Annotated in this window: 19 protein-coding genes and 1 tRNA gene; 4 read left to right on the top strand and 16 right to left on the bottom strand. The window is 71.3% G+C overall.

Annotated features, from left to right (window positions below; all coding sequences use genetic code 11):
* The 4 genes from sufC to OCEPR_RS07115 form a co-directional block, all read right to left on the bottom strand.
* Positions 1-750: a Fe-S cluster assembly ATPase SufC gene (gene sufC, locus OCEPR_RS07130; RefSeq protein WP_013458037.1), complete on the bottom strand. Its 750-nt coding sequence runs from the start codon at positions 748-750 to the stop codon at positions 1-3.
* Positions 751-833: 83 nt separating this feature from the next.
* Positions 834-1181, bottom strand: coding sequence for a hypothetical protein (locus OCEPR_RS07125; RefSeq protein ID WP_013458036.1), 348 nt, complete (start codon positions 1179-1181; stop codon positions 834-836).
* An 18-nt stretch (positions 1182-1199) separates the two neighbouring features.
* Entirely contained in the window at positions 1200-2336 is a 1137-nt protein-coding gene (locus tag OCEPR_RS07120; protein ID WP_013458035.1) for a trans-sulfuration enzyme family protein, read from the bottom strand.
* A 20-nt stretch (positions 2337-2356) separates the two neighbouring features.
* On the bottom strand, positions 2357-3397 hold the full coding sequence (locus tag OCEPR_RS07115; protein WP_013458034.1) for a GGDEF domain-containing protein: 1041 nt from the start codon (positions 3395-3397) through the stop codon (positions 2357-2359).
* 91 nt (positions 3398-3488) lie between these two features.
* On the opposite strand from OCEPR_RS07115, the gene OCEPR_RS07110 reads away from it, so the two are divergent.
* Both OCEPR_RS07110 and OCEPR_RS07105 read left to right on the top strand, forming a co-directional pair.
* A complete protein-coding gene (locus tag OCEPR_RS07110; RefSeq protein WP_041554099.1) occupies positions 3489-3986 on the top strand; it encodes a hypothetical protein in 498 nt (165 codons plus the stop codon).
* A 16-nt stretch (positions 3987-4002) separates the two neighbouring features.
* On the top strand, positions 4003-4764 hold the full coding sequence (locus OCEPR_RS07105; RefSeq protein WP_013458032.1) for a type III pantothenate kinase: 762 nt from the start codon (positions 4003-4005) through the stop codon (positions 4762-4764).
* Here the strand turns inward: OCEPR_RS07105 and OCEPR_RS07100 are convergent.
* The 7 genes from OCEPR_RS07100 to OCEPR_RS07070 form a co-directional block, all read right to left on the bottom strand.
* Positions 4726-5541: a YihY/virulence factor BrkB family protein gene (locus OCEPR_RS07100; RefSeq protein ID WP_013458031.1), complete on the bottom strand. Its 816-nt coding sequence runs from the start codon at positions 5539-5541 to the stop codon at positions 4726-4728. The genes OCEPR_RS07105 and OCEPR_RS07100 overlap by 39 nt on opposite strands.
* 1 nt (position 5542) lies before the next feature.
* The gene (locus OCEPR_RS07095; protein ID WP_013458030.1) at positions 5543-6802 is read right to left on the bottom strand and encodes a glutamate-5-semialdehyde dehydrogenase; all 1260 of its coding nucleotides are present in this window, start codon (positions 6800-6802) and stop codon (positions 5543-5545) included.
* A 26-nt stretch (positions 6803-6828) separates the two neighbouring features.
* Positions 6829-7950, bottom strand: a complete 1122-nt coding sequence (gene proB / locus OCEPR_RS07090; protein WP_013458029.1) for a glutamate 5-kinase — start codon at positions 7948-7950, stop codon at positions 6829-6831.
* A 33-nt stretch (positions 7951-7983) separates the two neighbouring features.
* Positions 7984-10851 carry an excinuclease ABC subunit UvrA gene (gene uvrA, locus OCEPR_RS07085; protein ID WP_013458028.1) on the bottom strand — a complete coding sequence of 956 codons (2868 nt, stop codon included), beginning with the start codon at positions 10849-10851 and terminating at the stop codon, positions 7984-7986.
* Between the two features lie 641 nt (positions 10852-11492).
* Entirely contained in the window at positions 11493-12170 is a 678-nt protein-coding gene (locus tag OCEPR_RS07080) for an LrgB family protein (RefSeq protein ID WP_013458027.1), read from the bottom strand.
* The gene (locus OCEPR_RS07075; protein WP_013458026.1) at positions 12161-12496 is read right to left on the bottom strand and encodes a CidA/LrgA family protein; all 336 of its coding nucleotides are present in this window, start codon (positions 12494-12496) and stop codon (positions 12161-12163) included. Before OCEPR_RS07075 ends, OCEPR_RS07080 begins: the two co-directional genes overlap by 10 nt.
* Positions 12493-14061, bottom strand: coding sequence for a DNA repair protein RecN (locus OCEPR_RS07070; protein WP_013458025.1), 1569 nt, complete (start codon positions 14059-14061; stop codon positions 12493-12495). The genes OCEPR_RS07075 and OCEPR_RS07070 overlap by 4 nt, the downstream gene beginning before the upstream one ends.
* A 29-nt stretch (positions 14062-14090) precedes the next feature.
* On the opposite strand from OCEPR_RS07070, the gene OCEPR_RS07065 reads away from it, so the two are divergent.
* A complete protein-coding gene (locus tag OCEPR_RS07065; RefSeq protein ID WP_041554097.1) occupies positions 14091-14384 on the top strand; it encodes a rhodanese-like domain-containing protein in 294 nt (97 codons plus the stop codon).
* Complete coding sequence (locus OCEPR_RS07060; RefSeq protein ID WP_013458023.1) at positions 14381-15661, top strand: (Fe-S)-binding protein; 1281 nt, start codon at positions 14381-14383, stop codon at positions 15659-15661. Before OCEPR_RS07065 ends, OCEPR_RS07060 begins: the two co-directional genes overlap by 4 nt.
* 12 nt (positions 15662-15673) lie before the next feature.
* Here OCEPR_RS07060 and OCEPR_RS07055 read toward each other — a convergent pair.
* From OCEPR_RS07055 to aroC, 5 genes are all read right to left on the bottom strand, one after another.
* A tRNA-Asp gene (locus OCEPR_RS07055) sits at positions 15674-15750 on the bottom strand.
* Between the two features lie 36 nt (positions 15751-15786).
* A complete protein-coding gene (gene aroQ, locus OCEPR_RS07050) occupies positions 15787-16218 on the bottom strand; it encodes a type II 3-dehydroquinate dehydratase (protein WP_013458022.1) in 432 nt (143 codons plus the stop codon).
* A gap of 9 nt (positions 16219-16227) precedes the next feature.
* Complete coding sequence (locus OCEPR_RS07045; protein ID WP_013458021.1) at positions 16228-17262, bottom strand: 3-dehydroquinate synthase; 1035 nt, start codon at positions 17260-17262, stop codon at positions 16228-16230.
* On the bottom strand, positions 17249-17809 hold the full coding sequence (locus OCEPR_RS07040; RefSeq protein ID WP_013458020.1) for a shikimate kinase: 561 nt from the start codon (positions 17807-17809) through the stop codon (positions 17249-17251). Before OCEPR_RS07040 ends, OCEPR_RS07045 begins: the two co-directional genes overlap by 14 nt.
* Positions 17809-18966 (bottom strand): chorismate synthase, encoded by a 1158-nt coding sequence (gene aroC, locus OCEPR_RS07035; protein WP_013458019.1) that lies wholly within the window; start codon positions 18964-18966, stop codon positions 17809-17811. Before aroC ends, OCEPR_RS07040 begins: the two co-directional genes overlap by 1 nt.
* Between the last annotated feature and the right edge of the window lie 10 nt (positions 18967-18976).

The raw sequence follows: 18976 nt of genomic DNA, 5'->3' as shown, positions 1-18976 counted from the left end.
CTAGGCGCCCACTTCTTCCTTGAGCCAGTCGTAGCCGCGCTCCTCCAGCTCGAGCGCCAGCTCACGGCCGCCGGTCTTGACGATGCGGCCGTCCATCATCACGTGCACCACGTCGGGGACGATGTAGTTGAGCAGGCGCTGGTAGTGGGTGATCACCAGCGCGCCGAAGTCGGGGCCGCGCATGGCGTTCACGCCCTTGGCCACGACCTTGAGGGCGTCGATGTCGAGGCCCGAGTCGGTCTCGTCGAGGATCGCGTAGGCGGGCTCGAGCACCATCAGCTGCAGGATCTCGTTGCGCTTCTTCTCGCCGCCCGAGAAGCCCTCGTTGAGGTAGCGGGTCACGTAGGCCTCGTCCCACTCGAGGGTCTCGATGGCGCGCTGCAGTTTGCCGTAGAACTCGGTGAGCGGCACCTCCTTGCCGTAGCGGGCCTGCAGCGCCAGGCGCAGGAAGTTGGCGATCGTCACCCCCGGGACCTCGACCGGGTACTGGAAGGCGAGGAAGAGCCCCTTGCGGGCGCGCTCGTCGGGCTCGAGCCCGGCGATGTCCTCGCCGTCGAGCAGGATCTGCCCCCGCACCACTTCGTAGCCGGGATCGCCGGCGATGACCTTGCCCAGCGTGCTCTTGCCGGCTCCGTTCGGCCCCATGAGGGCGTGCACCTCCCCGCGGGGGAGGGTCAGGTTGACCCCTTTGAGGATGGGGGTGTCTTCGACGTTGACCCAGAGGTCACGGATTTCGAGTGTCTTCGTCATGCTTCCTCCATGCTGCGGCCGCTACAATCCCGACCGATACACTCAGGATTATAGCGGCCGCATCCGCCGAGCACAAGGCCCGGTCAGCGCTCCTCGACCAGCACGTACCCCTTGGCCTCCATGCAGTCGCTGACGTAGCCGCGCACGAAGGCGTTCCGGTAGTCCTCGTAGGCGTCGCGCACCGCGTCCTGCGCCGCCTCCTCCACGCGCCGTTCCAGCTCGAAGGGCGTGCCGAAGGGCACGTCCACGTAGGCGCGGAAGGCGCCGAGCGGGGGGACGGCCTCGGCGAAGCGCGCCTGGGCCTCGTAGCGGCAGAGTTCCAGATCGCGGTCGCGCTGGGTGCTGGTGGCGCCCGGCTTGTACCAGACCCGGGGCGCGCAGGCCGCGAGCAGCACCAGCAGCGCCAGCAGAAGCCAGCCGGTTCGTTTCATGCGGACCTCCTCCTCAGGTTACCCGACCCGCGCGAGCGCCTGCTCGAGGTCGCGCTTCAAGGCCTCCGCGGGCTCCAGCCCGGCGAAGAGCCGCACCAGCCCCGGTGGAAAGCCGTAGGCCGCCCGCACCCGCGGCTGGGCCGCCAGCGGCAGCACCAGCGACTCGTGCCCGCCCCAGCTCACGCCGATGGCGAAGCGCTCGAGCGCGTCGGCGAAGGCGCGCGCCTCCGCCTCACCCGCCAGCTCCACGGCGAAGAGGCCGCCGGTTCCTTCGAGGTAGCGCCGCGCCAGTTCGTGCTGGGGGTGGCTTTCGAGGCCGGGGTGGAGGACCCGCCGCACCTTGGGGTGCGCCTCCAGGAAGCGGGCCAGCTCCAGTGCGGTCGCCTGGTGGCGTTCGAGCCGCAGTTCCAGCGTCCGCAGCCCGCGCACCAGCAGCCACGCCTCCCAGGGGGCCAGCTTGCCGCCCAGGAAGACGGTGCCCAGCGAACGCACTGCGTTCAGCCGCTCCCTGGGGCCCGCCACCACCCCCGCCACCACGTCCGAATGCCCCGAGAAGTACTTGGTGGCCGAGTGCACCACCAGGTCCACGCCGAAGCGCGCCGGGCGCAGGTAGACGCCGGCGCCGTAGGTGTTGTCGATGACGCTCAGCACCCCGTGTTCGCGGGCGGCTTCGGTGAGCGGGGCCAGGTCCTGCAGCTCGAAGGTGTACGAGGTGGGCGACTCGAGGAGCAGCAGCCGCGCCCCCGCGAGCGCCCGCACCAGGGCGGCGGTGTCGTGGCCGGGAACGAAGTCCACCTCGACCCCGAACTTGGGCAGCAGCTTGGTGAGCATCCCGTAGGTCCCGGCGTAGACGGGCGTGGCGGCCACCACCCGGTCCCCGGCCTCGAGGAAGGTGAAGAGCACCGCGGCCATCGCCGCGTTGCCGCTGGCGAAGGCCAGGGCGTCCTCGGTGCCCTCCAGCGCGGCCACCTTCTCCTCGAAGACGCGCACCGTGGGGTTGGCGATGCGGGTGTAGACGGGGCGGTCGCCGCTGCGCATGGCCGCCTCGAACTCGGCCGTCGTCGTGAAGGCGAAGAGCGAGTTCTGGAAGACGGGGGGGACGACCTCACCGTAGGGCGTGAGCGGGGGTTCGTGCAGCAGGTCGCTTGGGTCCATGCCCCAGGATACCGCCGCGTTCAGCCGCGCGCCGCGGCCACGCGGTTCTTGCCCGCGTGCTTCGCGCGGTAGAGCGCGCGGTCGGCCCGGGCGAGCAGCTCGCTGGTGGTGCGCAGCCGCCCGGTCTCCACGACCCCGAAGCTGGCCGTGGCGGGCGGGCCCTCGTCGCTGGGGGCCTCCAGGGCGCGGCGCAGGCGTTCGGCGAGGCGCAGCGCCTCCTCGAGCCCGACGCCGGGCAGGAGCACCGCGAACTCCTCGCCCCCCAGCCGGCCCAGCCGGTCTTCCTCGCGCAGGTTGTGCAGCGTGCGCTTGACGCTGCGCATCAGGACCCGGTCGCCCGTGGGGTGGCCGTAGGTGTCGTTGATCTGCTTGAAGTTGTCGAGGTCGAAGAGGATCAGCGACCCCGGCCGCCCGCTTTCCAGCAACGCCTCGGTCTCCTCCAGGAAGCGGCGACGCGAGAGGCAGCCGGTCAGGGCGTCGGTGTCGACGAGCTTCTGCATCTGCTTGGCCTGCGCTCGGTCGGCCTCGGCCCGGAGGCCGAAGGCGACGAGCACCCGCGAGACCCAGAGGTAGCCAAGGTTGGAGAGCAGGATCTGCAACGTGTCGTTGATCTGTTCCCCGCGCAGCGGGCCGTGGGCGCGTCCGAGCTGCAGCGCGACCAGACCGCCGAGCAGGAGCACGACGTAGTAACGCCAGGCGAAGGCGTACGCCTGTTTGGGCGGGAAGAGCACGTAGGCCAGCAGGTAGACGATCCCGCCCCACAGGAGCGGCGGCCAGACGCCCGCGCCGTGGCCGATGCTGTGCAGGTTGAGCCAGGTCATGGCCAGGAAGAACAGGGCCGTGATCGCGAGGGCGAAGCGTTCGATCCAGCGGGTGGGCGCGCCCAGGGCCACCCCGAAGGCCACGGCGACGAGCAGCGCGGCGTAAACGAGCAGCAGGTCGTTCTCGCGGGTGGGGTGGGTGAGGACGACGTAGCCGATGACGAGCGAAAACGTCCCGGCCAGGGCAAGGCCGAAGTACACCCCGCGCTTGAGTCGGTCGATCGGGTCGCGTTCGGGCATCGGTCCTTTCAACGCTAGCACAGGAGCGCGCCCGAGACCGTAAGCGAACGGGTAAACTGCGGTGCGTACCCGAGGGGCGGGAAAGGAGATCGTGAAGATGCGCGGGTTTCTTGGTTTGGGGTTGATGGTTCTTACGGCGGCGCTGGCGCAGGCTCCCGGCGGGGCGCCGCCGCCGCGCTTTTCGGTAACGACGGTCGCGCTCGCCGATTACGGGGTGGACCTGCCCTCGCTGGACGACGAAGGCAGGATCCTCGACAACGTCCACTTGGGGGCGAACCCCGGCTGGTTGCACCTGGGGTACCGTCGCTACCTCCGTCCGATCGAGCGGGGCGGGCGCACCGAGATGTTCTGGGGGGTCGGCGCGTTGGTCCCCTTCGATCAACCGGGTTTGTTGCTGCGCTACAACTACCTGTCCGTGGGGCTCGAGCGTTTCCTGACGCCGCAAATCTACGCGGGCACGCAGATCCACTTTTCGCCCGGGGTGCTCTACCACGTCCTCTACGGCCCTGCGGATCCCTCGGGCTCGACGGACATGAGTTTCCTGCTCATCTTCGTGCCCACCTTCTACGTGGGTTTCGCCCTGTTCTAGGCGGTATCCTAGAGCCATGCTCCTGGCCATCGACGTGGGCAACACCGCCACCATCCTCGGTTTGTGGGACGAAGACCGGCTGCTCGAGCGCTGGCGCATCGCCACCGACCCGCTGCGCATGGAGAGCGAGTACGCGGTGCTGTTCAGGGAACTCTTCGATCAGGCCGGGCTTGGCGCTCCCGACGCCGCCATCGTCTCCAGCGTCGTGCCCCCGGTCGAGTACGAGATCGAACTGGCGCTGGACCGGCTCTTCGGCGTGCGCCCCCTGCTCGTCGATGCGCGCAGCGCCGGCCTCGACGTCGACCTGGAAAACCCGGCCGAGGTGGGCGCCGATCGCCTGGTCAACGCCGTGGCCGCGCTCGCCTACGGCGACCCCCGGGGCCGGTACGTCGTCGTCGATTTCGGGACGGCGACCACCTTCGACCTCGTCGAGGCGCCGAACGTTTACCGCGGCGGGGCCATCGCCCCCGGACCCCGAACCGCCGCCGAGGCGCTTTCGCTGCGCACCGCCAAGCTGCCCCGGGTCGACCTTGCGCGTCCGCCCGCGCGGGCCGTGGGGCGCTCGACCGCCGACGCCCTCAGGTCGGGGTTGATCCTCGGCTACGCCTCCCTCGTCGACGGCATGGTCCGGCGTTTCCTCGACGAGGCGGGGGCGGCCCGGGTGATCGCCACCGGCGGTTTCGCCCGCACCGTTGAGCGCGTCTGCGAGACGCTCGACGTGGTGGACGACGACCTGACCCTAAAGGGTCTCCGAATCATCTGGGAAAAACGCGCGTAGCACCGCGGCGCCGCCCAGCAGGATCCACATCGCCAGGTAGAAGCCGAAGAGGGCGAGGAGGAAGCCGGCCAGCGGGCCGTAGATCGACTCGTAGCGGGTGCGGGAGATCAGGCCCGGCAGCAGCCGCGAAAGTCCGGTCCAAACGCTCGAGGCCAGGAAGGCCGCGCCCAGGGCGTGCAGCGAGCCCGGCGGCGGGTAGGGAAGGAAGCGGTAGATCACGAAGAAGGCCAGCAGCGTGGCCAGCCACGGCAGCGAACCCATGACGAAGCCGCGCCAGGGTCCGTCGGGGAGGTAGGGGAGCACCATCGTGACCGCCAGGCTCGCGAGGCTGAAGAGCAGCAGCGCGAGCCCCAGCAGGAGCGGCGCCACCAGCCCCAGCAGGCGTCCGCGCCAGCCGGGGCCGCGTCCGCCGAAGATCAGCGAGAGCGCGTAGGAAAGGGCGGCGAAGAAGTTGCTCGCGGTCCAGCCGAGGACGAGCACCGAGGTCAGGGTGGCGCTGGCCGCGCCCTTGCGCAGGGCCTGGGTGACGGTCTCGCCGACCGAGGCGGAGGTGGGGAAGAGGTTCTGGGCCAGGTGCTCGATCTGCAGCATGAAGGCCTGTTCCAGGTCCGGCCGGCTCTCGAGCATCAGGCCGAAGACGCCGACGATGAGCAGCAAGAGCGGCAGCAGGCTGAAGAGGGCGTAGTAGGCCAGCGAGGCCGCGAAGAAGGGGACGTGCGCCTGCCCGTAGACGCGCACCAGGCGCGCCAGGAAACGGCGCAGCCCTGCGGTTCGCACCTTAGCCGCGCACCTGCCCGTCGCCGAACGCCACGAACTTGGTCGTGGTCAGTTCGCGCAGCCCCATCGGTCCGTAGGCGTGCAGCTTGGTGGTCGAGATGCCGATCTCCGCCCCCAGGCCCAGCTGGAAGCCGTCGTTGAAGCGGGGGCTGGCGTTGACGAGCACCAGGCTGGCGTCGACCTCGCGCAGGAAGCGGCGGGCGCGGGCGTAGTGCTCGGTGACGATCGCCTCGGTGTGGTGGGATCCGTAGCGGGCGATGTGCTCGAGTGCCTCGTCCAGCCCCGCCACCACCTTGACCGCGAGGATCAGGTCCAGGAACTCGCGCCCCCAGTCGTCCGCAGCCGCGGGCCGGGCCCCCTTCAGGTGAGGAAGGGCGTTCTCGTGGGCGCGCAGCTCGACCCCGGCCGCGGTCATCGCCTCCTCCAGCCGCGGCAGGAAGTCGGCGGCCACGGCTTCGTGGACGAGAACGGCCTCGAGGGCGTTGCACACCCCCGGCCGCTGCACCTTGCCGTTGTGGGCGATGCGCAGGGCCATCTCCAGGTCGGCGTCCTCGTCCACGTAGAGATGGTTCACGCCCTTGGCGTGGTAGAGCACGGGCATGCGCGCGTGCTCCGCGACCAGCCGGATCAGGCCTTCGCCGCCCCGGGGGATGATCAGGTCGATGAGCTCGTCGAGCTGCAGCATTTCCAGCACCGCCGAGCGGTCCGTAACCGGAACGAGCTGCACGGCCTCGGCCGGCAGCCCGTTCTCCCGCAGCGCTTCCTGGAAGAGGCGCACGAGCAGGGCGTTGGAGCGCAGGGCCTCCTTGCCGCCCCGCAGGACGATGGCGTTCCCGGCCTTGAGGCTGAGCCCGGCCGCCTCCACGGTGGCCCCGGGGCGCGATTCGTAGATGAAGCCGATGACCCCCAGCGGGATGCGCATCCGGCCCACCTGCAGGCCGTTGGGCAGCGTGTGCATCTCGTCGATCTCACCGACGGGGTCGGGCATCGCGGCCACCTGGGCCAGGCCCTTCTTGAGGTCGGCCATGGTGCGCTCGTCGAGGCCCAGCCGCCCCAGCTTGGGGCCGGTGAGGCCCGCCTCCCTGGCCGCGGCGAGGTCGGCGGCGTTGGCCTCCAGGATCTCGTCCCGCCGTTCGTCCAAAAGCTCGGCCAGTCGCAACAGCGCCCGCTCCTTGGCCGCGCCGCTGGCGGCCTGCATGCCGCGGGCGGCCGCGCGGGCTGCGCGGGCGAGCTCGAGCACGGTTTCGCGTACGTCGCTCATGTACCCACGATACCGCGCGCCGCCGCTCAGCGGTCTTCCAGGAGCACGAAGTGGTCGCGGTGGATCGCTTCCTCGGGGGCTTCGCGGCCCAGCAGCGCGGCCAGCTCCCGCGAAGGCCTGCCGGCGGCAAGCCGCAGGTCCTGATGGTCGAAGTTGCACAGGCCCACGCCCACCAACCGCCCCTCGGGGTCGAGGACCCGCACCGGGCTTCCCGCGGCGAAGCTGCCGTGCACCTCGCGCACGCCGACGGTCAGGAGCGAACGCCCCCGCTTGCGCAGCGCCTCCGCCGCCCCTGCATCGACGACCAGGGTGCCCTCGTGGCGCGAGAGCTGCGCCAGCCAGAGGCGCTCGCCGCCGTACCGCCGCTCACGGGCGCGGAACAGCGTGCCGATCTCCGCCCCCGCCAGCGCCTCTTCCAGCACGCCGCGGCGGCGGCCCGGCAACAACCACAAGGGCACGCCGGCGTCGAGCGCCATCTTCGCCGCCAGCAGTTTGCTCTTCATGCCTCCGCGCCCGGCGCTGCCCGGGCGGTCCGAGGCCATGGCCAGCACCTCGGGGGTGACGGCGTCGAGCTCGCGCACCGGCCGGGCGTCGGGGTCGAGGCGCGGGTCGCGCTCGAACAGCGCCTCGGCCTCCGAGAGCACCAGCAAAGCGTCCGCGCCCAGAAGGCCGGCGACGCGCGCCGCCAGCTGGTCGTTGTCGCCGAACTGGATCTCCTCGGTCATCACGGTGTCGTTCTCGTTGATCACCGGCACCACGCCCCAGCCGAGGAGCCGCTCCAGGGTGGCGCGCGCGTTGAGGTACCGCCGGCGGTCGGTCAGGTCCTCCGCGGTCAACAGCACCTGGGCGGTGCCGAGGCCGTGGGCGGCCAGGGCTTCCTGCCAGGCCCGCATCAGCTCGGGCTGGCCCACCGCCGCCGCCGCCTGCAGCTCCGCCAGCGTCTGCGGTTTCTGCGCCAGGCGGGGGGCGGCCGCGGCGATGGCGCCGCTCGAGACCAGCAACACCCCGCGACCGCGGGCGAGCGTCGCCAGCCCGCGCCCCAGGTCGGCGAGGCGGTCGGGGTCGAGGCCCTGCCGGCCGGCGATGACGGCGCTGCCCACCTTGACCACGATGCGGCGGGCGCGGGCGAGCAACTCGGCGCGTCTCACGAGGAAGAGTCTATACCGATCGCGGCCGGAGGCTCAGTCCGCCGCGACCCCGATCCTCTCGGCGATCTCGGGGATGCGGCGCAGGAAGGCCCCGGTGGGGCTGTCGGGGTGGCGGGCCACCTCTTCGGGGGTGCCCGCGGCCACCAGATAGCCGCCGCGCTGCCCGCCCTCGGGGCCGAGGTCCAAGATCCAGTCGGCCGTCTTGATCACGTCGAGGTTGTGCTCGATCACCAGGACGCTGTTGCCCTTGTCCACCAGCCGGTGCAGCACCTCGAGCAGCTTCTTGACGTCGTCGAAGTGGAGGCCGGTGGTGGGCTCGTCGAGGATGTAGAGCGTCTTGCCGGTGGCCTTGCGCCCCAGCTCGGTGGCCAGCTTGATGCGCTGGGCCTCGCCGCCCGAGAGGGTGGGGGAGGGCTGGCCCAGCTTCATGTAGCCGAGGCCCACGTCCATCATCAGCTGCAGCTTGCGCTTGATGCCCGGGTGGTGCTGGAAGAACTCGAGCGCCTCCTCCACGGTCATGTCGAGCACGTCGGCGATCGTCTTGCCGCGCAGCTTCACCTCGAGCGTCTCCTTGTTGTAGCGCTTGCCCTTGCAGACCTCGCAGGGCACGTAGATGTCGGGCAGGAAGAGCATTTCGATCTTCACCGTGCCGTCGCCGCGGCAGGCCTCGCAGCGGCCGCCCTTGACGTTGAAGCTGAAGCGGCCGGGCGCGTAGCCGCGCTTGCGCGCCTCGGGGCTCTTGGCGAACATCTCGCGGATCTCGTCGAAGACGCCGGTGTAGGTCGCGGGGTTGGAGCGCGGGGTGCGGCCGATGGGGCTCTGGTCGATCTCGATCACCTTGTCCAGGTGCTCGACGCCCTCGATGCGGTCGTGGCGGCCGGGGATCGCCTTGGAGCGCATGATCTGGCGCGACAGCGCGGCGTAGAGGATGTCGTGCATCAGGGTGCTCTTGCCCGAGCCCGAGGGGCCGGCGATGACCACGAAACGCCCGAGGGGGATCTCCACGTCCAGGTTCTTGAGGTTGTGCTCGCGGGCGCCGCGAACGATCAGCGCCTTGCCGGCGCCCTTGCGGCGCTCGCTGGGCACGGGGATGAACTTTTCGCCCCGCAGGTAGGCGCCGGTGAGGCTCTCGGGATGGGCCGCGATCTGCTCGGGCGTGCCCTCGGCCACGACCTCGCCTCCGTGGATGCCCGCGCCCGGGCCCATGTCCACCATCCAGTCGGCGGCGTGCATCGTCTCCTCGTCGTGCTCCACCACGATCAGGGTGTTGCCCAGGTCGCGCAGCTTCTTGAGGGTGCCGATGAGGCGCTGGTTGTCGCGCGGGTGCAGCCCGATCGAGGGTTCGTCGAGGACGTAGAGCACGCCGGTGAGGCCGCTGCCCACCTGGGTGGCCAGGCGGATGCGCTGGGCCTCGCCGCCCGAGAGGGTGTTGGCCGCGCGGTCGAGGGAGAGGTACTCGAGCCCCACGTCGGCCAGAAAGCCGAGCCGCGCGGAAACCTCGCGCAGGATGGGGCGGGCGATCTGCAGCTGGTACTCGCTCAGCTTCTCCGGAAGCTCGCGGAAGAAGGCGAGAGCGTCGCGCACCGCCATGGCCGAGACCTCGGCGATCGAAAGCCCCGCCACCTTCACCGCCAGCACCTCGGGCTTGTAGCGGGTGCCGCTGCAGGCGGCGCAGGCGTTCAGGCTCATGTAGCCCTCGAGCCAGTCGCGCATCCCCTCCGACTCCACCTCCTTGTAGCGGCGCTTGAGCCAGGGGATCACGCCCTCGTAGGTCACCTCGAGCCGCATCGTCTCGCGCCCGCCGCGGCGGAAGACCACCTCGAAGGGTTCGTCGAGGCCGTAGAGGACGGCCTGCTGGTGCTCGGGGTCCAGGTCCCCGAAGGGCGTCTTCATGTCGAAGCCCAGGTGTTCGGCCAGCGCCCGCGCCCGGTCCCACATGTGGCTGACCTGGCTGCCGCGGCCCTTGGCCCAGGGCTGAATCGCCCCTTCGGCCAGCGAGAGCGCCGGGTTGACGACCAGCTCGGGGTCGAACTCGAGGCTGTAGCCGAGGCCGCTGCAGACCTCGCAGGCGCCGTAGGGCGAGTTGAACGAGAAGATGCGCGGCTCCAGCTCCTCGAGCACCGCGCCGTGCTCGGGGCAGGCGAACTTCTCGGAGAAGAGCTGCTCCTCCTCTCCGTTCTCGCGCAGGAAGACGACGCGCAGCAGGCCGTCGCCGCGCAAGAGCGCCAGCTCCACCGACTCGGCGATGCGGCCGCGCTCTTCTTCGGTGAGCGTGACCCGGTCGACCACCAGGTCGATGTCGTGGGTTTCGTAGCGGTTCAGGTCGCGCGCCTGCGCCTCTTCCAGCCGCACGATCTCGCCGTCGAGGCGGACACGGGCGTAGCCCTCCTTGAGCAGCTGCTGGAAGAGCTTCTTGTACTCGCCCTTGCGCCCCCGCACCAGCGGCGCCATCAATATGGCCTTGGTGCCCTCGGGTTCTTCGAGCAGACGGTCGGTGATCTCGCTCGCCGAGCTGCGTTCGATCTTGCGGCCGCAGACCGGGCAGTGGGCCTCGCCGGCGCGGGCGAAGAGGAGGCGCAGGTAGTCGTGGATCTCGGTCACCGTGCCCACGGTGGAGCGCGGGTTGTGCGAGGTCGTCTTCTGGTCGATGGAGATCGCCGGGCTGAGGCCCTCGATGTGCTCCACGTCGGGCTTGTCCATCACGCCCAGGAACTGACGGGCGTAGGACGAGAGGCTTTCGACGTAGCGACGCTGCCCTTCGGCGTAGATGGTGTCGAAGGCCAGCGTGCTCTTTCCGGAACCCGAAACGCCGGTGATGACGATGAATTTTCCGCGGGGCAGCTCCAGGGAAATGTTTTTCAGGTTGTGCTCGCGCGCACCCTTGATGACGATTCGGTCCATCCGAACGATTTTACCACCTGCGGGCGTGGAGGTGAAGCGGGCGCCTCAGGCCCGATGCCTCGATCGTTTTCTCGCAGGACGCGAGCAACCGGGCTCGTTCTGGACGGTTCGAGGCCTCCCCGGACGCCGTTCAGGGCCTGTCCTGAACGCGATTTAGGGTATCGCGGGAGCCAACCAAACCCCGTCACCCCGGACAAGCCCGCGTAGCGGTCGAGATCCGGGGTGACGACGGTCGCAACCGCTTGTGAGGTTCCAAAGCTCCTGAATTGCACGCGGCGAGGTTCCGGACCTGTCCCGGGCTGGATCCGGGACCTGTCCCGAACTTGATTCGGGATCACGGGAACCCGCGGTTCCCTCGTCCGGAACGACGGGTTTTCTTGTGGGGCTATCCCTCGTCACCCCGGGCAAGCGCCCGAAGGGCGCGCGACCCGGGGTCTCGTGGGCGCAGCGAACTTCCCTCACCCCGGACGAACAGAGCGCGACCCGGGGCCTGCCCTGAACTCGATTCAGGGCCTGCCCTGAACTCGATTCAGGGCCTGCCCTGAACTCGATTCAGGATCTCGGAGGTTCTGCAGAAAGATCGAAGGGCCGGACCGAGGATTCAGCCGCTTGTGAGGTTCCTAAGCTCCCCAATCCGTGCGCTACCCTCCGCTCAAGCCCAGCAGCGCGAAGACCGGCGGCGCCAAGAGCGCGGTCACCAGCCCCGCCGCGGCCATGGCCAGGCCGGAGGCGGCCAGCGCCAGCGGGCCCTCTTCGGCGGCGCGGGCCGTGCCGATGCCGTGGCTCGCGGTGCCCAGCGCGGTGCCGCGGGCGAGCGGATCGACCGCCCCCACGCGGTCCAGCAGCCAGGGCCCGAAGGCTGCGCCCAGGATGCCCGCGAGGATGATCAGCGGCACCGCCAGTTCGGCGTTCACCCCCAGGCGCGGCGCCAGGTCGACGGTGACCGCCGAGGTGACCGACTTGAGCGCCAGCGCCTTTTGCAGCTCGGGCCCCGCCCCCAACGCCCGCGCGATCAGCGGGGTGAGCGTCAGGCTGGCCAGGCTGCCCGCGAAGAGGCCGCCCAGGAAGGGGCGCAGTCGGCCCGCGAGGCGGCCGCGTTCGCGCCAGGCCGCCCAGCCGAGGGCGACGACGGCGGGTTTGAGCAGCCAGACCAGCGACAGGGTCTCGTTCTGGTAGCGCTCGAGCGGGTAACCGCTGAGCTTGATTCCGACCACCAGGGCCAGCACCGCGAGCCCCACCGGGTTCAGGAGGGGGTGCGGCCGGAGGCGGTAGACGCGCTCGGCGGTGAGGTAGACGAGCGCTGTCGCGATCAGCGCCACCGCGCACCCCCCAGCGCCGCGAGCAGCGTGACCAGGGTGCCCAGCGCGAGCGCCGCCGCCACGGCCGGCGCCTGCTGCCGCAGCAGGCCTTCGAAGGCGAGCACCCCCACGCCCACGGGCACGAAGTAGAGCCCCAGCCCGCGCAGCAGCGGCCGGGCGGCCGCCTCCACCCTGCGTTCGTCCAGCGCGCCCGCGCTCAGCGCGGCGTAGAGCAGCACCATGCCCCAGAGGCTGCCCGAAAGCGGCACCCCCGGCAGCAGGCGCGCCAGCCCCTCGCCCAGGGCGTAGAAGGTCAGGAGCCAGGCGAAGCCGACGAGCGCATTCACGGTTGCAGGAGTTCGCGGGCGTGCTCGAGCGCCGTCTCGCTGTACGAACCCGAGAGCATGCGCGCCAGTTCGCGCACCCGAGCCTCGCCCTCGAGGCGCTCCAGGCGGGCGGACGCGCCCTCGCGCACGACCCGGTAGTGCACCCCCGCGGCCGCCGCGATCTGCGCCAGGTGGGTCACGACGATCACCTGCCGCTCGCGGGCCAGCCGCGCCAGCCGTTCGGCCACGGCCACGGCCACTTCGCCGCCGATGCCCACGTCCACCTCGTCGAAGATCACCGTGGGGGCGTCGGCCCCGGTGTGCAGCGCCAGGGCCAGCATGATGCGGCTCAGCTCGCCGCCGCTCGCCGCCTTTTCCACCGGGGCCGCTTCCAGGTCGGGGCCCGCGGCGAAGAAGAAGCCCACCTCGTCGGTGCCGTGAGGCTGGGGTTCGGGCAGGGGGCGCACCCGCACGGCGAAGCGGGCGCGCGGCATCCCCAGCGCCCTGAGTTCCGCCTCCACCCGTGGGCCCAGCTCCCGGGCGGCCCCTTCGCGGGCGGCGGAGAGCGCCCGGGCGGCCTCTTCCAGCCGCCGGCGCGCCGCCTGCCGCTCGGCGCGCAGCGCCTCCAGGCGGTCCTCGGCCCCCTCGAGCTCGGCGACCTCGCGGCGCAGCTCGTCCGCGAAGGCGAGCACCGCTTCCAGGTCGCCGCCGTACTTGCGCTCGAGCCGTTGCAGCTCGGCGATGCGCCGCTGCACGACCTCGAGCCGTTCGGGGTCGGCCTCCAGGCCCGCCGCGTAGGTCTCGGCTTCGCGCGCCACCGCCGCCAGCGCCGCCTCGGCCGCTTCCAGGTCGGCGGCCAGCGGCTCTAGCTCCGGCGTCAGCCGCGCCGCCTGCCCCAGCTCCTTGCCGGCGGCGCGGATGCGGTCCAGGGCGTTCTCCTCCGACTCGGCGAGCAGGTCGAGCGCCGCGCCGAGGTGCCGCATCAGCTCGTCGGTGTGGCCCAGGCGACGGGCCTCGGCCTCGAGCTCTTCGAGCTCGCCGGGGCGCGGGGCGGCCTGTTCGATCTCGCTCAGCTGGAAGCGCAGCACGTCGAGCCGCCGTTCACGCTCGGCCACCCGGGCCTCGAGCCGCACGAGCTCCTCCTCGAGTTCGCTCCAGCGCCGGTAGGCGGTTTCGTAGGCTTCGCGCACCCCGGCGTCCACGAGTCGGTCGAGGGTCCGGCGGTGCCGGCTCTTGCGCGTGAGCGCCAGGGCGGCGTGCTGGGTGTGGAGGCTCACGTGCGGTTCCAGCGCCTGCTGCAGCTCGGCCAGCGTGACCACCTCGCCGTCGATCCGGGGGACGCTGCGCGCGGGGGTGACGCGGCGGCTGTAGGGGCGCCCCTCCACCCAGGCGGTGACGAGCAGGGCTTCGGCCCCGGGACGGATCAGGCCGGCGTCGGCCTTGGCCCCGAGCAGCAGCCCCAGCGCCCCGACGAGGATCGACTTCCCCGTCCCGGTCTCGCCGGTCAGCACCGTCAGGCCGGGGCCGGGCTCGAGCGTCGCCTCGGGCAGGGTAGCGAGGTTCTGGACCTCCAGGCGTTCGAGCATCCCCTCGATTCTAGCGTAGACTGAAAAACGTGGAAACGATCGGCGTGGAGCGGTACCACGAGCTACTGGAAGGGGGCGCGCTGGCGGTGGACGTCAGGGCCGAACCCCTCTTCAAGGCCCGGCCCACGCCGGGCGCGGTCAACGTCCCCTGGGCGCGCATCCAGGAAGGCGACCACGACCTGCCGAAGGACCGGCCCCTGGTGTTGCTGTGCGAGGTGGGGCAGATGAGCCGGGTGGCGGCGCTCTACCTGGAGGCCGACGGCTACGGTCCCGTTTACGTGCTCGAAGGGGGGCTGCGCGCACTCGACGGGGGCGGCGCGTGAACACCCTGGACCTCGAGCGTCTGGTGCAGGACGCCGAGGCCTGCGTGCGTTGCGGGCTCTGCCTTTCGGTCTGCCCCACCTACCGCGAGACCCAGCTCGAGATCCAGAGCCCCCGCGGCCGCGTCATGCTCTACGCCGACCACGCCCAGGGTCTGGTGGACGACCCCCTCAAGGTGCTGGAAGCGGCCTACGACTGCCTGGACTGCCGCGCCTGTCAGACCGTCTGCCCCAACGACGTCAAGCCGGGCGAGGCGGCGCTCGACGCCCGGGTGACGCTGCAGGAGGGGCGGCCGCCCAGCCGCCTCGTGCGCGCGGCGCTCGCCCTCTTCCACTACCCTTTCCTCATCGACCTGGCCAACGTACTGCTCGTGATCTACCAGCGGCTGGGCCTGCAGGCGCTGGTCCGGCGCACGCGCCTGCTCGAGCGCCTGGGGCTGGGCAAGCTGCAGTTCGCCGAGTCGCTGCTGCCCGGCCGCCCCGTCCACCCCGCCATGCGCCTCTTCCACCCCCGGCGGGTGCGGCCCGACGGCGAGCCCAAGGGCCGGGTGGCCTTCTTCCTGGGTTGCGTGATGAACCTGGTCTTCTCCGAGGCCTCCAAGGCCACCGTCGAGGTTCTGCGCAGGAGCGGCTGGGAGGTGGTCATCCCGCGCGAAACCACCTGCTGCGGCGCGCCCCACATCGAGGAGGGCGACTGGTACGGCTTCGAGCGCCTCGCCAAGCAGAACCTCGACCACTACGGCCGCCTCGACGTGGACTACATCCTCACCGACTGCGCCGCCTGCGGCGCCGAGCTGAAGGGCTACGTCAAGCACTTCGCCGCGGACCCCGTCTACGGCCCCCTGGCCGAGCGCGTGGCCGCCAAGACCCGGATGTTCAGCGAGTTCGTCGACGCCGAAGGGTTGCCGGGTTCCACCCGCTTCCCCTTCGCCACCACCCACCAGCACGCCTGCCACGCCTGCCACGCCCAGGGCGTCAAGGACGAGCCCGAGCGGGTGCTCCGCTTCGCCACCGACTACCGTCCGCTCGAGGGCGGCACCGACTGCTGCGGTTCGGCCGGGGTCTACAACCTCACCCACACCGAAACCAGCATGCGCATCCTCGAGCGCAAGATGGCCGGCGTGGCCCGGACCGGGGCCGAGGTGCTCACCGTCGAAAACCCGGGCTGCCTCCTGCAGCTGGATCTGGGCGCCCGCCGCTACGGCCCCGAGGTGAAGGTGCGCCACATCGCCGAGGTGGTGCTGGAGGCGATGGAGGCCCAAGAAGAACCGCCGCGCTAGGCGGCGGCGGTCTGGCGGCCCCGACGGGACTCGAACCCGCGATCTCCCACGTGACAGGCGGGTGTGTTAACCGACTACACCACGGGGCCCTGCCCCACGCAGTATAGGCGGGCTCCGGTCCGCTGTCAACGCGTTTTTTCGGCCAGGTAGGCCAGGGCGAAACGGTAGCCGAGGGGCCCCAGCCCGGCGATCTGACCCACGGCCGCCGCCGCGGTGACGCTCTGCCGGCGGAAGGGTTCGCGGGCGTGGACGTTGGTGAGGTGGACCTCCACCACCGGCAGCGGCTGGGCGGCGATGGCGTCGAAGAGGGCGTAGCTGTAATGGGTGAGCGCGGCAGGGTTGAGCACGATGCCCGAGAACCCCTCGCCTTGGGCCTGCTGGATCCACTCGATCAGCTGCCCTTCGTAGTTCGACTGCCTCAGGGTGACCGCCACGTTTAGTTCCGCGGCCCAGGCTTCGATCTGGTCTTCCAGCTCCTCGAGGGTCATGCGCCCGTAGAGCTCGGGCTCGCGGCGGCCGAGCAGGTTCAGGTTGGGTCCGTTGAGCACCAGGATCATGCGCGCCTCCTACCCAGGATACCCCGCCGCGTGCTCGCGCCAGGCGGCGAAAGCCGCCCGCAGCGCCGCTTCGGCCACCGGCTCGACGCGCACGTCCCCCGCGGCGTAGGGCACCACCCAGCGGAGGCCGGCGCTGCGGTTCTTCTTGTCGCGCGCGATGTACCCCGCAAAGTCGTCCCAACCTCCGGCGGGGGGCGCGGGCGCCCGCGTCCAGGCCAGCAGCCGCAGGACCGGTTCGGTGAGGTCGTCGCCGCCCAGCTCGCGGCCCAAGAGCGCCGCGAAGAGCAGGCCCCAGGCCACGGCGTGGCCGTGGGCTAGGGCGTGGCCGCTCGCCGCCTCCAGCGCGTGGGCTAGGGTGTGGCCCAGGTTCAGCTTCATCCGCTCGCCACTCTCCTTGAAGTCGCGTTCGACCACGGCGATCTTCACGGCCACGGCCCGGGCCAGGTAGGGCTCGAGTTCTGGGCGGTCGGGAGCGAGGCCCCAGGGGGCGAGCAGCACCGCGTCGCCCGCGATCAGGCCGTGCTTGAAGGCCTCGACCAGCCCTTCGCGGAACGTGGCCTCGGGCAGGGTTTCGAGCGCGGCCAGCTCGGCGTAGACGCCCCGGGGCGGGTGGAAGGCGCCCACCAGGTTCTTGCCCTCGGGCAGGTTGACGCCCGTCTTGCCGCCCACCGCCGCGTCGACCACCGCCAGCGTGGTCGTCGGCCAGGCCCGCCAGGCCACGCCGCGCAGGTAGCTGGCGGCCACGAAACCGGCCAGGTCGGTCACGGTGCCGCCCCCCACCGCCCACACCTCGGCGTCGCGCGGGAGGCCGGCCTGCGCCAGCGCGCGCAGCATTCGTTCGAAGACGGCGAGCCGCTTGCTCGCCTCCCCGCCCTCGAGCTCGAGGGCGATCCGCGGCCGTACCGCCTCTTGCAACAAGCGGGCCAGCGGTGCGACCTTGGGGTCGAAGATCAGCGCCACCGGACCGTGCGGCTTTGGCGCGTCCAGACCCCGGCCGATCCAGACCGGGTGATCGTGCGGAGGGGCGACGTCAAGACGTTTCACGACCGGGAGCCTCCAGTTCCCAAAGCTTTTCGATCAGTTCACGAACCACCTCGCGCGCGGGGCGCCCCTCGGTGGAGGCGTGGATGTGCGCCTCGCGGTAGACCGCCTCGCGCTCGGCCAGCAGGCGGCGGATCTTTTCGAGTGCGTCCCCCTCGCTGAGCAGGGGCCGTTGCCCGGGCTTGCGCAGCACGCGAGAGTGGATGGTTTCGGGGCTGGCCCACAGCGCCACCACCGGTCCGCGCTCGAGCAGCAGCCTGCGGTTCTCGGGGTTGGTGTAGGTGCCGCCGCCCAACGAGAGCACCAGGTGGTCGCGCCGGACCAGTTCGCGCACGGCCTCGGCCTCCATCTCGCGAAAGGCCGCCTCGCCGATGTAGCGGAAGATGTCGGCGACCGAGAGCCCCGTCTGGCGTTCGATGTAGCGGTCCAGGTCCACGAAGTGCAGCATCAGCTCCTGCGCCAGCTCGCGCCCGATCCGGGTCTTGCCCACGCCCATGAACCCGGTGAGCGTCACCCAGGTCGTGGGGCGCGGCAGGTCGATGCGGGCCATCAGTAGCCCCGCGCCCGTTCCTTGTAGGCGTCCACGCGTTCGCGAACTTCCTCGAAGGTGTCGCCCCCGAACTTTTCCAGGTAGGCGTCGGCCAGCACGATGGCCACCACCGCTTCCAGGATCACGCTCGCCGCGGGCACCGCGGTCACGTCCGAACGCTCGCGCGCGGCGTCCGCGGCTTCGTGCGACACCACGTCCACGGTGGGCAGGGGCTTCATCAGGGTGGCGATGGGTTTGAGCGCCGCCCGCACCACCAGCTCCTCGCCCGTGGTCATGCCGGCCTCCAGCCCCCCGGCGCGGTTGGTGGTGCGGTACCAGCCGCGCTCCTCGGACCGGTAGATGGCGTCGTGCACCTCCGAGCCGGGCAGGGCCGCGGAGGCGAAGCCCTCGCCGATCTCCACGCCCTTGACCGCGGGGATGGACATCGCCATCTGGGCGATGCGGCCGTCCAGCTTGCGGTCGTACTGCACGTAGCTGCCCAGGCCCGGGACCAGCCCGCGGTAGCGCACCTCGAGCAGGCCGCCCAGGGTGTCGCCCGCGGCCTTGGCTTCGTCGATGCGCCGCACCGCCTCCTCCTCGGCCTCGGGGTCGGTCATCCGCGTCGGGCTCGCCTCGATGCGCTCGCGCAGGCTCCAGTCGAAGGGCACCCGCGAGGCCACCCCGCCCAGCATGGGCACGTGGGCCAGGCTCTCCACGCCCAGGAGCGCGAGCAGCTTGTGGGCCACCGCGCCCACGGCCACGCGCATGGCGGTTTCGCGGGCGGAGGCGCGCTCGAGCACGTCGCGCAGATCCTTGTGGCCGTACTTGATGCCGCCGGCCAGGTCGGCGTGCCCCGGGCGTGGGGCGGTGAGCGCCCGTTTGCGGGGCTCGCCGCCCGGAGCGGGGTCCATGATCTCCTGCCAGTTCTTCCAGTCGCGGTTCTCGATCACCAACGTGAGCGGTGCGCCCGTGGTGCGCCCGGCGCGCACCCCGGAGGCGAAGCGCACGCGGTCGCGCTCGATGGCCATGCGCCGCCCGCGGCCGTACCCCTGCTGGCGTTTGGCGAGCCAGGGGTCCACGTCCTCCGCGCGGAGCGGCATGCCCGCGGGAAGGCCGTCCACCACGGCCGTAAGTTGCGGTCCGTGGGATTCGCCGGCGGACAGAAATCTGAGATTCACGTTACCCAGC

The organism is Oceanithermus profundus DSM 14977 (assembly GCF_000183745.1).
In the GTDB taxonomy this organism is placed as follows: Bacteria; Deinococcota; Deinococci; order Deinococcales; family Marinithermaceae; genus Oceanithermus; species Oceanithermus profundus.
The sequence above is the reverse complement of the archived record's forward strand: the minus strand, read 5'-3'. Positions and strand labels throughout refer to the sequence as shown.